Origin of the sequence: Rhodanobacter sp. OK091 (genome assembly GCF_900142825.1) — a bacterium.
In the GTDB taxonomy this organism is placed as follows: domain Bacteria; phylum Pseudomonadota; class Gammaproteobacteria; order Xanthomonadales; family Rhodanobacteraceae; genus Rhodanobacter.
In genome coordinates, this window is record NZ_FRCH01000002.1 from 661,098 (window position 1) to 675,961 (window position 14,864).

The window sequence follows — 14,864 nt, forward strand, 5'->3', positions numbered from 1 at the left end:
GCTGTTGATGCAGCTCAGCGAACTGCTCGCCGCAAGAATGGGGTTGCACTTTCCCACAAGATGCTGGGGCGATCTTGCGCGAGGTGTTGCGGCTGCCGCACCGAGCTTCGGCATGTCGGATGCGGAGTCATGCGCCCGTTGGCTTCTGTCCACCTCCCTGACAAGAGGGCAGATAGAGACCCTGGCCAACCATCTGACCGTCGGCGAGACCTATTTCTTTCGCGACGAATGCAGTTTCGACGTGCTCGAACACCACGTACTCCCGCCGCTCATTCGCCAGTGCGAGCAGGCGGGCAGGCCGCTTCATATCTGGAGTGCCGGCTGCTGTACCGGCGAAGAGCCATACTCGATTGCCATGCTTCTGGACCGCCTGACGGCGCCATCCAAAGCCTGGAACGCGCGCATCCTGGCTACCGACATCAATCCGGCTTTCCTGCGCAAGGCGGCTGAGGGCATTTACGCGGAATGGTCGTTTCGTGCGACGCCGGCCTGGGTCCGGGAACGCTATTTCGTTGAGGGCAGGCATTCCCGCTTTGAAATCCGGCGCGCTATTCGCGATCGGGTGGAATTTGCCTACCTCAATCTTGCCGACGATGTTTACCCGTCGCCCACGAATGGCACGAGCGATGTAGACGTGATTTTTTGTCGCAATGTGCTTATGTATTTCACGCCGCTGCAGGCGGAAAAAATCGTTGAAAATTTCCGTCGCTCTCTGGTCAGCGGTGGCTGGCTTGTCGTAAGCCCGGCAGAGACATCCAACAGTCTGTTCTCACGCTTTTCGGCCGTCAGCTTTTCCGGAGCAACTTTTTACTGCAAGTCCCCGAACACGAAATTGCAGGATATGGCGACCATTTTCCCCGCCGCATTGTCTTGCCAAGAGCCTGACGCCTGTCCGCTGGAATGCTTGGTTAACGACGCATCTCCCGCAACGGTTACGCGCGAAATGCCATTGCACCAGGAGCGCTGGTCGACGCCATTCCAATGGGAGGCGGACGATCGCGCCGCGCACATCCACGCCAACAAGGGAAGCCTTGTCGAAGCCGCCGAGTATTGCGAAAGAGCGGTAGCCGCCGACAAGCTGAATCCTGCACGCTTGTATCTTCTGGCCGCGATCCGCCGGGAGCAGGGCCAGGATGAGCTTGCCGCACAGTCGCTGACGCGTGCGCTGTACCTCGATCCGCGTTTCGTGCTCGCGCATTTCGCGCTGGGCAACATTTGCCTGGCGCAAAGCTCGCGCGGCGAAGCGGAGCGGCATTTCAGGAACACCCTCGATCTCCTGCATAGGCACTCGCCGGATGAAACCGTGCCTGAGTCGGAAGGGCTGAGTGCCGGTCAGCTTGCGGAAATTGTCACATCGGTGTTGTCCGGCCTGTCGAGTACCTAGTCGGTTGAAGCATGAAGAGGATGCGCATATGAGCTCGCATGGATCTAGGCCACAAAGGCAGGAGAGAGAGACTGTCGACTGGCGCGGCATGGAGGAGCGCATGTTGGCCGTCTGCGCTGCGATCGAACGAGGTTGGGCACCTTCAGCAGAAGAAGTCGAACGTATTCTGAAAGCGAGGGCATGGGCCCTGGCTCTGGAGCTCGCGCCGGCGGAAGCCGCCGATGTGCGCATCGAAGTGGTGGATTTTCTCCTGGCTTATGAGCACTACGCCATCGAGTCTCGCTACGTTCGCGAGGTCTATCCCCTTGAAAGCCTTACGCCAGTGCCATGCGCACCGGCATTCGTGCGCGGCGTAATCAATCTGAGGGGCGAGATTCTCTCGGTCATCGATATCAAGACATTTTTCGACCTTCCGGTGCGGGGACTTACCGACCTAGACAAGGTCATCGTGCTCCAGTCCGGGAACATGTCTTTTGGCATTCTCGCCGATGCGATCACCGGTGTTCGCCGTATTCCAACGGCTGATATCCAGGCGTCCCTGCCCACGCTCAGGGATATACGTACGGCCTACCTGCGCGGGGTGACATCCGATCGCACCGTCATTCTCGATGCCGACAAGCTCCTATTCGACACGAACATCATCGTGCGCCAGCTGGTGAACGAATAGACGGGCAACCCGACCTGAACAGAGTCACCTGAGGAGACCGCAAGATGAAATGGACCATCGGAACAAAAGTAGGAGCCGGCTACGCGCTTGCCTTGTTCATTCTTGTGGTTATCGGCTTTGTTTCGTACCGAAATACAAGCGGCTATATCGTTGCGACGCAGCGGAGATCCAGCACCTATCAGGCGATCGAGAATTTCGAGAAAGTGCTATCGGCCTTGAAAGATACCGAAACGGGACAGCGCGGCTATTTGATCGTCGGTGAAGACAGTTATCTGGCGCCGTATGAGACGGGCAAGGCGGCCGTGATCACGGCACTGAAAAATCTCCGGCAGCAAGTACAGGACGAGCGAAGCCAGCAACGCTTGCTTGATGCGCTGGATCCGCTCATCGCGGCCAAATTTGCCGAGCTCAAGGAAACCATCGATTTGCGCAGGGACAAGGGCTTTGATGCTGCGACGAAAGTGGTGCAAACCAATAAGGGAAAGGAAATCATGGATGAAATACGACAGAAGATCGCGGACGGGAAGAACGAGGAAGAAGCCTTATTGGCGCAATGGGACACCGAGGTCAATGCGAGTGCAAGACAGACGATTTTCACCATCGTGTACGGCATTCCACTGGCCCTTGTCGTGCTGGTCGTCTTCGGCTTTCTGCTGACGCGCACCATTACCCGCCAGTTGCGGGAAAGCATTACCTTGCTGTCCTCCTCCGCCGCAGAGATCCTGGCCACCACCAGCCAGGTTGCCGCCGGCGCAACCGAAACCGCTGCCGCGGTGAGCGAGACAACCGCCACCGTGGAGGAAGTCAAGCAGACCGCGCAACTCGCGAGCCAGAAAGCACGCTACGTTTCCGACAGCGCACAGAAGGCCTCGGATGTTTCGCAGACAGGCCGCAGGGCGGTCGATGACGCGGTGCAGGGGATGCACCATATCCAGGAACAGATGGAGTCCATTGCCGAGAGCATCGTTCGCCTGAGCGAGCAGAGCCAGGTCATCGGCGAAATCATCGCCACAGTCAATGGTCTGGCCGAGCAGTCAAACCTGCTCGCTGTGAATGCTGCCATCGAGGCCACCAAGGTCGGTGAACTGGGCAAGGGTTTTGGCGTGGTGGCACAGGAGATCAGGAGTCTTGCCGAGCAGTCCAAGCAGGCCACGGCCCAGGTGCGGACCATTCTCGGCGACATTCAGAAGGCTACCAGCGCCGCCGTGCTCGCCACAGAGCAGGGCAATAAGGCAGTGGAGGCCGGGGTCAAGCAAACCCGCGAGACCGGTGAGTCCATCCGCTTGCTCGCTGACAGCGTCAATCAAGCGGCGCAGGCCGCTACCCAGATTGCAGCCTCCAGCCAGCAGCAGATGGTGGGCATGGACCAGGTGGCCATGGCGATGGAGAGCATCAAGCAGGCCAGTACCCAGAATGTCGCCGGAACGCGCCAGGCTGAAGTTGCCGCGCAGGGCCTGCATGAGCTCGGGCAGAGGCTGGGCGCTTTGATCGGGAGCAGGTCCGCCTGAACCGGATCAGGAGGCCAAGATCATGGTCAATATAAGCGACGAACTGCTGAAAAAACTCATGGTGGTCTTCCGGAGCGAAGCCGATGAGCACCTTCGGGCGATGTCGTCGGGCCTGCTTGCGCTGGAAAAGGCACAGGCGCCGGATCAGCGTGTGGACATCGTGGAGGCCATATTCCGCGATGCGCATAGCCTGAAGGGCGCCGCCCGGGCGGTGAACCTGACGCTGATCGAATCGGTATGCCAGTCACTGGAAAGCGTGTTCGCCGCATTGAAAAGAGAGCGACTCGATCTTTCGCCATTCCTGTTCGATCTTCTTCATGAGGCTATCGCCGTCCTCGGCAGGCTGCTTGCAGCAGAGGCGCCTGGAGGGCATCAGCAGTCCTCGGTCAGTGCATTGACACGACGGCTGGACGAGGCATCAAAAGGGGTGGCAGTCGCCCTTGCGGCCCTTGCTGAGCCGGCCGCGAGCGGCGTGGCGCACATGCCGCCCGTGACGCCTGGTCTGGTGCCGGAGACGGTCAGGGTTTCCACCACGAAACTCGATGCGGTGATGCGCCAGGCTGAGGAGTTGTTGGTGCCACGTCTGGCGGCAACCCAGCGCGCCAGCGAATTGCGCGCGACAACGGCAGCTCTCGCTGTCTGGAAAAAACGACGCCTCGACATTCAACCGGCATTGCGGACCGTCGAGCGTGCGCTTTCGCCGGCGAAACAAGAGACACGACGAATCGATGGGCACGACGGTACGGTCAACGGCTCGACTGCCGGGAGGCGTGAGTTGGCCACGCTGTTCGAATATCTGGATGCCGAACAGCTGCACATGAAAGTGCTGGAGGAACGGTTGGTCAGCATGAGCCACTCCGCCGAGCACGATCGACGCGTGCTGGCCGGGATGACCGAGGGCCTGCTGCACGACGTCAAGGAGATGCAGCTGCTGCCCTTTGCATCGTTGCTCGAGATCCTGCCGCGCTACGCACGCGAGCTGGCCCGCGAGCAGGGCAAGGACGTGGAACTGGTGATTCAAGGGGGTGAAATCGAAATCGACCGACGCATCCTGGAGGCGATGAAGGATCCGCTCATCCATCTATTGCGCAACAGCATCGATCACGGTATCGAGAAACCCGCGGTGCGTGAAACCAGGCACAAGCCACCGCGTGGAACGATAACGCTGGCCATTTCGCAGAAAGACAGCGGCAACGCCGAGGTTCTCGTGGCCGATGACGGCGCAGGCATCGATGCGGCGTTGGTGAATGCTGCCGCCGACAGGCTCGGCAGCAGTTCCGCGGTGAATGGGCGACGTACCGGTGAGCACGATGCGTTGGCGCTCATCTTTGCCTCGGGCGTCAGCACGAGTCCCATCATCACGGATGTCTCCGGACGCGGACTCGGGCTCGCCATCGTACGGGAAAAAGTCGACGGTCTGGGTGGAAGCATCAAGGTCGAATCGCAGCGCGGCGTCGGCACAGCCTTCCGGATCATCCTGCCGTTGATGCTGGCCAATTTCAGGGGAGTCATCGTTCATGCCGGTGGACAGCTTTTCGTCATACCTGCAGCCAATGTCGAGCGCGTGATGAGCGTGGCACGGAAGGACGTGCGGACCGTGGAAAACCGGGAGACGATCTCGCTGGACGGCCAAGCGGTTGCCATGGTGCGGCTCGGCGACGTATTGGCGCTGCCGCGATCGCGTGAGGTCGGTCCGCAAGCGGAGGCGATGGAGGTAGCGGTTCTCGGTCAGGGCGGCGTGCGCATCGCGTTTGGCATCGAGAAAATCCTTGGCGAGCAGGAGGTGCTGGTCAAATCGCTTGGACCGCAATTGGTGCGCGTGCGCAATATCGCAGGTGCAAGCGTGCTGGGTACGGGCCAGGTGGTGCCGGTGCTGAATGTCTCCGACCTGCTGAAATCGGCGGTGAGGCATGTGGTACTTCCCGCGCTTCTCGATGATCACCTGACGGTGGTGAAACCCGGAAGGGTGGACAAGCCATCCATCCTGGTCGTGGAGGACTCGATCACTTCACGCTCACTGCTCACGGGCATCCTGGAGTCGGCAGGTTATCGCGTCACTGCAGCAGTGGATGGCATCGACGGATATACGACGCTCAAGACCGGCGCATTCGACCTGGTCGTCTCCGACGTCGAGATGCCGCGCATGGACGGCTTCGATTTCACGGCCAAGGTGCGTGCCGACAAGAAGCTTGCGCAGCTGCCGGTGGTGCTTGTCACGGCACTGGAATCGCGCGAGCACCGCGAACGTGGCATCGACGCTGGCGCCAACGCCTATATCGTGAAAAGCAGTTTCGATCAAAGCAATCTGCTGGAAGTAATACGGAGGTTGCTGTGACGCTGCAGGTCCAAGGTGCCGAATATCCTTACTCAGGCAAGGCCGACCCAGCGGCAGGGAGCAAGCATCGCCCCATGGGAAAACGCCATGAAGCGAAGCCACTGATCAACGTCCTGGTGGTGGAAGATTCGCCGGTGGTGCGCGAGTTTCTGATTTACGCGCTCCATTCGGATCCCTGTATCCGCGTGATCGGCACTGCATGCAACGGCGAAGAGGCGCTCGACGCCGTGCGCCACTATCGGCCCGACGTGATCACGATGGACATCCACATGCCGAAGATGGGTGGCTTGGAGGCCACGCGCCGGATCATGGAAACCGACCCCAGACCGATCGTCATCGTCAGCGGAAGTCGCGACAGCGGGGAGGTGATGACGGTGTTCGAGGCGATGGAGGCTGGTGCGCTGGCTGTACTGTCGCCGCCGGCGGGCATCGGTCATCCGGATCATGAGGCCACGGTGAGGGAGCTGGTGCAGAAGGTGAAACTGATGTCGGAGGTCAAGGTAGTGCGGCGCTGGCCCAAGGTGCAGCACAGTCCGCCGGCTCCGAGTCCGGTGGAGATAACGCTTGCGAATGCGCCGACGGCAGTGAGGGTGGTCGCTATTGGAGCTTCAACCGGTGGGCCGCCGGCTCTTCACACCATACTCAGAAGCTTGCCGAAGACGTACGCGGCGCCGCTGCTGATTGTTCAGCACATGGCGACCGGATTCATCGATGGCTTCGTCGCATGGCTGGCGCAATCGTCCGCTCTGCCGGTCCATGTGGCAGTCCATGACAGCCTTGTTCTTCCGGGACACGTGTACATCGCGCCCGACGATCACCAGATGAAAGTGGGGCAAACCGGCAGGATCGTTCTGACCAGGGACGATCCCGAAAACGGATTGCGCCCGTCGGTGTCCTACCTGTTCCGCTCGATCGGAGATGTCTACGGACGCGAAGCCGTCGCAGGCCTGCTCTCCGGCATGGGGCGCGATGGCGCCGAGGAGCTGCGGCGATTGAGGGAGAGGGGCGCGGTCACTTTCGCCCAAGACAAGGAAAGCTCGGTCGTGCACGGCATGCCAGGGGAGGCGATCAGGCTCGATGCAGCGATGCTCGTCCTTTCCCCGGAGAAGATTGCCGGAGCATTGGTGAGCCTGCTGAACCACCGACGCGGGAATACGTAGATGGAGTCGCTCCATGAGATCCGGGAAGAATAAGAACAGAAGCCTTGAAGTTCTTGTCGCCGAGGACAGTCCGACCCAGGCGGAAAGGCTGCGGTATCTGCTTGAGGAACAGGGCTACTCGGTCACCGTTGCCTCGGACGGCAAACAGGCGCTGGCCGCGGCCCGGCAAGGCAAACCGGCGCTGATCGTCAGCGACGTCATGATGCCGGAAATGGACGGCTTCACGCTGTGCGGAGAAATCAAGCGCGACGACCAGCTCCGCGATGTGCCGGTGATCCTGCTCACTACGCTTTCCGACGTGCGGGACATCATGAAGGGTTTGGAATGCGGCGCCGACAACTTCATTCGAAAGCCTTATGAAGAGCACTATCTGCTTGCCAGAGTCGACTACCTGCTGATGCATCAGGAGTTGCGCAAGAGCCAGAAAATGCAGATGGGTGTGGAAATTTATCTCGGTGGGCAAAGGCATTTCATTACCGCCGAGCGCCAGCAGATCGTGGACTTGTTGATCTCGGTCTACGAAGAGGCGGTACATATCGGTGAAGAGCTCAAAGCGCGCCAGCGCGAACTGGCGGACTCCAACTGCACGCTGACCGGGCTCTACCATGTCGCCGAGGGGCTGAATCGCGCGATTAGCGAGCACGAAGTATGCAAGCAGGCACTTGAGCATGCAGTGGAATTGCCGGGGGTGCAGGCAGGCTGGATTTTTCTCCTGACCGACGATGTCTTCCGCATCGAGGCAGTGCATAACCCGCCGTCGGGATTGTTTGACCCGAACATCGCGGAAACCCCGTGCGAATGCCAGCGCCGTTTTCTTGCTGGCGAGATGAACAGCGTCACCCATACCCTGCAGTGTCAGCGGCTGGACCGCGCCAACGGCGGTACGGACCGCTCGTGCTGCCATGTCAGCATTCCGCTGTGGAGCGGCGACCGGCGCCTCGGCGTAATGAATCTGGTCAGGGTGGAGCAAAGCCTGTTCAGGGATGATGAGCTGGAAACGCTTTACGGAGTCGGGCATCAGGTGGGAATCGCGCTGGAACGCGCCAGATTGCACGAACACCTGGAGCTGCTGGTGGAACAGCGGACGGCGGCGCTCACGGCGGAGGTCATCGAACGCAAGAGCGCCGAGAAACGCTTCCACGCGCTCTTCGAATACGCACCGGATGCGGTCGTGATGATCGACCAGCAAGGTACGATCATGCTCGTCAACCGCCAGGCGGAGACCACATTCGGTTACGCGCGGGACGAACTGCTCGGCCAGCCGGTCGAAAAGCTCATGCTGGGAGCTTTTCGTCGTGCGCATGTCGAATCACGCGAAGACTTCCTGCGGCATGCCGTTCCCCGGACGATGGGTGGGGACATGCTCAACCTGAGCGGTTTGCGCAAGGATGGAACCACCTTTCCGGTAGACATCAGCCTGAGTCCCATGGAGCTGGAAGGCGGCATCGTGGTGGCTGCAACGGTGCGGGACGTGACCCAGCGCAAGGCGCACGAAGCGAGGATTGCCCGCCTCAACCGGATATACAGCGTACTGAGCAGCATCAATGCCACGATCGTGCGCGCCCGGGAACGTCACCAGCTTTTCGCCGAGGTCTGCCGCATCGCGGTAGACCTCGGCCAGTTCGTTTTTGTCTGGATCGGCATGCTCGATGTGGATTCGGGGATGGTCACGCCTGTAGCGAGAGCAGGCCATGACGAAGGGTACCTGTCCCGGTTAAGCATGGGTGCCGTGGAAGATGCGCGTACGGTCAGTTGCACGCTGACAGCGCGCACCCTGGCCGCGCAGCAGCCGGTAATCTGCAATGACGTTGCCACGGATGAAGTCATGCTGTCATCGCGGACCGAAGCATTGAGTCGCGGCTATCGCTCTGCGGCAATGTTTCCCCTGATGCTGGATGGCCGGGTGGTTGGCGTGCTTGCGCTCTATGCACCCGAACCTGGCGTTTTCGATGAAGAGGAGATGCGGCTACTGATCGAAACGGCCGGGGATATTTCCTTCGCGCTGGATCATCTCGAAAAAGACGATCGTCTCAATTATCTCGCCTATTACAACGCCATTACCGGATTACCGAACCGCACGCTTTTTGTGGATCGCGTCGCCCAGAAAATCAACGTGGCGCGCCACCATAACAAGCTGCTCTTCGTGATCGTGCTCGACTTGAATCGATTCAGCAGTATCAACGAGGCTCTGGGTCGCCAGGCTGGCGACGATCTCTTGCGCCAGATTGCCCAACGGCTGCAAGAAACGCTCGGTGAAACGGATATCGTCGCCCATTTTTCTGCAGATTGCTTCGGCATTTCGATCGACAACAGCGTGAAAAACGCAAACATTGTCCATGTCATGGAGAGCATCTTGTCAATAATCAGGGATAAGCCATTTGTGATAGGTGAGCAGGAGCTGCGTGTATCCGCCCGGGCTGGAATATCGTCCTATCCGGGTGACGGCCAGGGCATCGATACCATTCTGCACAATGCCGAATCGGCGTTGAAAAAATCGAAGGTAACGGCCGATAGGTATTTGTTCTACAAGCCGGCCTTCAATGTGATGGTCACTGAAAAATTATCGCTTGAGAACAAGCTTCGCCGGGCACTTGAAGAGGGGCATCTGGAGTTGCATTACCAGCCAAAAATCGATCTTTGCAGCCGGCAAATCAGTGGATTTGAAGCACTGTTGCGCTGGAACGATCCGGAAATGGGGTTGATATTGCCGATGAAGTTCATTCCCCTTCTCGAAGAGACTGGAATGATTCTGGAGGCTGGCCTGTGGGCTTTGGAAAAAGCGGTGTCGGATGCCTTGACGTGGCATTCGAAAGGCCTCGGGTCTCCGAGGGTGGCGGTGAATGTATCCGCGATTCAGCTGCAGCAGGACGATTTTGTTGACGTGATCGAGCGTGTCGTAAAAGGGGATCGGGATATGGCGAGCAGGCTCGAGCTCGAAATAACCGAAAGTCTGATCATGCACGACATCGCTTCAAATATTCACAAACTTCGATTGATTCGTGAAATGGGGGTGGCGTTGACCATCGATGATTTCGGTACCGGCTACTCTTCACTCAGCTACATCGCCAAGCTGCCGGTGACAACACTCAAAGTTGATCAGTCATTCATTGCCAACATGGTAAGTAATTCCGATGATTTGAGCATAGTGTCAACGATCATCTCGCTGGCGCACTCCCTGGGGATGCGTGTAGTGGCCGAAGGTGTCGAGACAAGTGAGCAGGAGAAATTCCTTCGGTTGCTCAAATGCGATGAAATTCAGGGCTTCCTGTTCAGTCAAGCGATTGTCGCCGAGAAGGTTGAGGAATTTTTAAAAGAAGGAACATTGCTGCCACGATGAGCTGTGCTTGACGCCGTTGCCATGGGCCGGGTTCTGGCCGGCGTACCGATAGTCGGTCTCGCTCAGATCGAACGCCGGACAATTGCGCCGGATCGTCATGCGCCCACTCGTCACGGGTTCGAGCAATCTCGCAGCGCCGAGCTCGGCCGCACTTTTGCCAGCGCTTCTCCGGCTTCCGGTGCTGAGGTCGGTATACATCTTCTTCAAGCCGTCTCTCCCTTGCTGTTCCTTCATTCGCGCCCCGCCGCTGCTCGCGCGTTGTTGCGATGCAACTTGTCACAATGTAAGTAAATATGAACTATAGGTTCGTATGTGAACCATCGTTGGTGGAACGACGGCCCAGGGCGTCATGTATCCGATCCAGCAAATACTTTTTCCGTGCGCGTGGTGGATCAACGATCACCCGGTGTCATCGGTGCCGCAAGAATGGGAGGTTGCAGCCATGCCGGGTTATCGCTTTCGACTGTATCTCGATGGGAATCGGCAATCCGATCAACCCTTAGCCGGCCGCCATTTCGACACATGGTTTTGCTCTCGACGACGGTCGGTGAGCGCTGGGGCAAAGGTCATGAGGCGCGCATGCACAAGCAAGATGGTGATGGCTGCCGGTTTATGGCTGGGGCTGGCCACTCTGTGCGGTTCGGCGGTTGCAGCAGATACGCGCCCACCGGATGCAGCAACGATCGAGAAGCAATGGGTGGCGGCCAACCGGCCGTACGACAAGGTGCGCCGGACCATTCTCGAGCAGACCCGCACGATTGCCTGGCAAGGGCCCATGCAGCCGGACTGGCAGAGCCTTGGCGGTTATCGCACTCCTGATTGGTATCGCGATGCCAAGTTCGGCATTTTCATCCACTGGGGCGTGTATTCGGTGGCGGCTTACAAGGGCGAGTGGTATCCGCGCCACATCTATGAGCGCAGTGGCGAATATTCCAATTATTACCAGCACCAGGTGGCGACCTACGGCCCGATGCCGCAGGTCGGTTACAAGAATCTGATTCCGCTTTTCAAGGCGGAACACTTCGATCCGCAGGCATGGGCCACGCTGTTCCGCGAAGCGGGCGCGCGCTACGTGGTGCCCGTGGCGGAACACCACGACGGCTTCGCGATGTACGACTCGAAGTTGTCGGACTGGACGGCGGTGAAGATGGGGCCGCATCGCGACGTGATCGGCGAGCTGGCTCGCGCCATTCGCGCGAAAGGCATGCGGCTGGGCTTGTCCTCCCATCGCGCCGAGCATGACTGGTTCTTCGACAACGGCCGCACCTTCGATTCCGACGTCAACGATCCGCGTTACGCGGCGCTGTACGGCCCGGCGCATGCTGTGACGTCGGGCAAGGGCGAAGACGGCAAGGAAGTCGACTGGACCTTCGTATCCGATGCGTATCTCGACGACTGGCTGGCGCGTTCGGCCGAAATCGTGCAGGACTATCACCCGGACCTGATGTACTTCGATTGGTGGGTCGGGCAGCCGCGCTTCCGTGGCGCGTTGGCCGAGTTCGCCGCGTTCTACTACAACCAGGCAGCGGCGCGGCAGCAGGGAGCTGTGCTTTTCTACAAGCTCGACAACATGCGTCCCGGCACTGGCACCATGAATATCGAGCGGGGGCAGGCGGCGGATATCCGCGAACAACCCTGGCAGACCGAAACCTCGGTGAGCGACGATTCCTGGGGCTATGCGGAAGGCGACACCTACAAGTCGCCGGACGAGGTCGTGCACCTGCTCGCCGATGTGGTCAGCAAGAACGGCAACTTGCTGTTGAACATCGGACCCAAGGCCGACGGCACTATTCCGGAGCAGGCCCGGCATATCCTGCAGGCCGTCGGCCAGTGGCTGGGCGCCAATGGCGAGGCGATCTATGGCACACGGCCGTGGCAGCGTTTCGGCGAGGGTCCCACCCAGGTGGTGGCCGGCACCATGCAGGACACCAAGACCCGGCCGTATACCGCCGAAGACTTTCGCTTCACGACGAAGGGCAACCGGCTATACGTTATCGAACTGGGCTGGCCGGCGACGCGCCATGCGGTCGTTCATTCGATTGGACCCGCCATGCGGGTGAAGTCGGTGACCTTGCTGGCGACCGGCAAGTCGGTCGCTTTCAGCCAGCAGGCCGATGGTTTGCATATGGATCTGCCGGCGCAGCCGGCGGGCGTGCATGCCTACGCGTACCGCATCGAGCTGGAAAGCGTCGACATGCCTGTGCGCGCACGGAAGGATCAGTGAGCCGATAGATCGGCTCCGCAACTTGCTGGGAGATGGTTCGATGTGGAAATCGCTTGCCCTGTGCTGCCTTGCCCTGCTGGGCACCTTGTCGGTCGTCTGCAAGGCGGCCGACATCTCGATCATTCCGAAGCCGCAGCAATTGCAGGTCGACAAGGGAAGCTATGTGCTTGACGCGCGCACAACGATCGTCGCCCCCGGCGGTGTGCGTGCACGCGAAATCGCCTCTTTTCTGCGCGAGGCGATTCAGGAGCAGACCGGCATCCGGCTATCCCATGGCAAGTCCGCGCACGCGATCGTGCTGAAGATGGATCCATCCGTGCAGGGCGACGAAGCGTATCGGCTCTCGGTGACGACGCGGCATGTCACGATCAGTGCCGCGACCGATAAAGGCCTGTTCTGGGGCGTGCAGACACTGCGCCAGTTGTTGCCGCTTCGGCATGCGGCCAGAACGAATATTCCGGCGCTGCATATCGAGGATGCGCCGAGCTTTCCATGGCGCGGGGTGATGCTGGACGCGGGCAGGCACTTCTATCCGGTGTCTTTCATCGAGAAACAGCTGGACGTGCTCAGCTACAACAAGATCAATATCTTTCACTGGCATCTCACCGAGGATCAGGGCTGGCGCATTGCCATCGAGCGCTATCCCGCGCTCACCGAGGTGGGGGCCTGGCGCATCGAAGCCGATGGCAGCCGTTATGGCGGCTTCTATACCCAGCAGCAGGTTCGCGACATCGTCGAATATGCACGCAAGCGCAACATCACCGTGATTCCGGAGATCGAGATGCCGGGCCACAGCACGGCGGCGCTGGCCGCCTACCCGCAACTCTCGTGCACCCGGCAGCCTTTGCAGGTACCCATCACGTGGGGCGTATTCAAAGATGTCTACTGCGTGGGCGACGAAGCCACCTTCACCTTCCTGCAGCATGTGCTCGACGAGGTGATCGATCTGTTCCCCGCGCCGTATGTGCACATCGGTGGTGACGAGGTGCCGAAGGATCGCTGGAAAGACTGCGACTCCTGCCAGCAGCTCATGCACGCGCAGGGGCTGGCCGACGAGGAGGGCTTGCAGAGCTATTTCATCCGGCGCATCCAGACCTATCTGGCCGGCAAGCAGCGGACCTTGATCGGCTGGGACGAGATTCTCGAAGGCGGTGCGGACAAAAACGCCATCATCGAGATATGGCGCGGCGAAGCCGAGGGCCGCAAGGCACTCGCCAGCGGCAATCGCATCATCAACGCCGGGCCGTACTATCTGGACACGCCCACCGCCGAACTCGGCGTGAAAAAGATCTACGCCAGCGATCCCCGCCAAGGTTATGCCGACGCCCCGGCAGGGCAGGTCCTCGGTGCCGAGGCGCCCTTGTGGAGCGAGTACGCCACGCCGCTGAACGCGGAAAACAAGCTGTATCCGCGCGTGCTGGCATTCGCCGAAATCACCTGGAACGACGGCCCGCGCGACTACGCCGATTTTCAGCGCCGCCTGCAGGCGCAATACCCGTGGCTCGACGCCCGGCAAGTGAATTACGGTGCCGAAGACCAGAATCTGGCCGATTTCCATGTCGTACCCGATCCGCAGGGCGGCTGGCAGTTGCAGGCCAGAAGCAGTCTGGCCGACATGGTCTTTGGCTACAGCACCGATGGCAGCGAACCGGGCGAGGGTTCTCCCGAATTCACCGACACGCTGTCGATCCGCCACGCGGGCACATTGCAAGTGACACCTTTCCGCCACGGTCGCGCGTTAGATCTGCCGACCCGCTTTACCCTGCTCGACAACCTGGCGTCGGGCAAGCCGATCACCTACGCACAGCCGCCAAGCCCGCGCTACAGCGGCTCACCCGGCGCGCTGGACGACGGGTTGCTCGGCAGCAACAACCTCCACGACGGCCAATGGGTCGGCTGGGAAGGTGGCGATCTGGATGCAAGCATCGACTTGCAGCAAACGACCAGCCTGCGCAGCATCGCGGTGAACTTCATCCAGCAGAGCGGCTCCTGGGTGCTGCCGCCCAGGAGCGTGACGTTCTATGTGTCGGCCGATGGCGAGCACTGGTCGCAACTCGACACCAAGACTCCCAAGATCGACGCCGGCGATGCGCGCCCGCTGGTGCAGCGCATCGAGTTCGCCAGCGCCGCGCCGATAAGCGCGCGCTATGTCCGCGTCAAGGCGGAGAACTATGGCCCGCTGCCGGCCGACAGCCCTGGTGCCGGTCACAGGGCGTGGTTGTTCTCCGACGAAATCATGCTGCACTGAT

General features: G+C 60.1%; 9 protein-coding genes. 8 read left to right on the forward strand and 1 reads right to left on the reverse strand.

The window, feature by feature from the left end; genetic code table 11:
- Window positions 1-7 precede the first annotated feature (7 nt).
- The 6 genes from BUA26_RS12520 (at window position 8) to BUA26_RS12545 (ending at window position 10,391) form a co-directional block, all read left to right on the forward strand.
- Window positions 8-1,384 (forward strand): CheR family methyltransferase, encoded by a 1,377-nt coding sequence (locus BUA26_RS12520; protein WP_218587812.1) that lies wholly within the window; start codon window positions 8-10, stop codon window positions 1,382-1,384.
- A gap of 100 nt (window positions 1,385-1,484) precedes the next feature.
- Window positions 1,485-2,051, forward strand: a complete 567-nt coding sequence (locus tag BUA26_RS12525) for a chemotaxis protein CheW (protein ID WP_178368581.1) — start codon at window positions 1,485-1,487, stop codon at window positions 2,049-2,051.
- Between the two features lie 44 nt (window positions 2,052-2,095).
- Complete coding sequence (locus tag BUA26_RS12530; RefSeq protein WP_072761158.1) at window positions 2,096-3,559, forward strand: CHASE3 domain-containing protein; 1,464 nt, start codon at window positions 2,096-2,098, stop codon at window positions 3,557-3,559.
- Between the two features lie 22 nt (window positions 3,560-3,581).
- The gene (locus BUA26_RS12535) at window positions 3,582-5,894 is read left to right on the forward strand and encodes a hybrid sensor histidine kinase/response regulator (protein ID WP_072761159.1); all 2,313 of its coding nucleotides are present in this window, start codon (window positions 3,582-3,584) and stop codon (window positions 5,892-5,894) included.
- On the forward strand, window positions 5,891-7,054 hold the full coding sequence (gene cheB / locus BUA26_RS12540) for a chemotaxis-specific protein-glutamate methyltransferase CheB (protein WP_218587813.1): 1,164 nt from the start codon (window positions 5,891-5,893) through the stop codon (window positions 7,052-7,054). The genes BUA26_RS12535 and cheB overlap by 4 nt, the downstream gene beginning before the upstream one ends.
- Before the next feature lie 13 nt (window positions 7,055-7,067).
- Entirely contained in the window at window positions 7,068-10,391 is a 3,324-nt protein-coding gene (locus tag BUA26_RS12545) for an EAL domain-containing protein (protein WP_072761170.1), read from the forward strand.
- On the opposite strand, the gene BUA26_RS20125 is transcribed toward BUA26_RS12545, so the two are convergent.
- Window positions 10,362-10,598: a hypothetical protein gene (locus BUA26_RS20125; RefSeq protein ID WP_143154263.1), complete on the reverse strand. Its 237-nt coding sequence runs from the start codon at window positions 10,596-10,598 to the stop codon at window positions 10,362-10,364. The two genes, BUA26_RS12545 and BUA26_RS20125, sit on opposite strands and share 30 nt — an antisense overlap.
- Before the next feature lie 391 nt (window positions 10,599-10,989).
- On the opposite strand from BUA26_RS20125, the gene BUA26_RS12550 reads away from it, so the two are divergent.
- Together BUA26_RS12550 and BUA26_RS12555 are read left to right on the forward strand one after the other, a co-directional pair.
- Complete coding sequence (locus tag BUA26_RS12550; RefSeq protein WP_143154264.1) at window positions 10,990-12,615, forward strand: alpha-L-fucosidase; 1,626 nt, start codon at window positions 10,990-10,992, stop codon at window positions 12,613-12,615.
- Between the two features lie 40 nt (window positions 12,616-12,655).
- Entirely contained in the window at window positions 12,656-14,863 is a 2,208-nt protein-coding gene (locus BUA26_RS12555) for a glycoside hydrolase family 20 protein (protein ID WP_072761174.1), read from the forward strand.
- Window position 14,864: the final 1 nt, after the last annotated feature.

Bases quoted from the DNA above. Each gene is read 5' to 3' on its own strand.
- BUA26_RS12545 (WP_072761170.1), top strand. From the start codon at position 7,068: ATGAGATCCGGGAAGAATAAGAACAGAAGCCTTGAAGTTCTTGTCGCC.
- BUA26_RS12555 (WP_072761174.1), top strand. From the start codon at position 12,656: ATGTGGAAATCGCTTGCCCTGTGCTGCCTTGCCCTGCTGGGCACCTTG.
- BUA26_RS12530 (WP_072761158.1), top strand. From the start codon at position 2,096: ATGAAATGGACCATCGGAACAAAAGTAGGAGCCGGCTACGCGCTTGCC.
- BUA26_RS12550 (WP_143154264.1), top strand. From the start codon at position 10,990: ATGGCTGCCGGTTTATGGCTGGGGCTGGCCACTCTGTGCGGTTCGGCG.
- BUA26_RS12525 (WP_178368581.1), top strand. From the start codon at position 1,485: ATGTTGGCCGTCTGCGCTGCGATCGAACGAGGTTGGGCACCTTCAGCA.
- BUA26_RS12520 (WP_218587812.1), top strand. From the start codon at position 8: ATGCAGCTCAGCGAACTGCTCGCCGCAAGAATGGGGTTGCACTTTCCC.
- BUA26_RS12535 (WP_072761159.1), top strand. From the start codon at position 3,582: ATGGTCAATATAAGCGACGAACTGCTGAAAAAACTCATGGTGGTCTTC.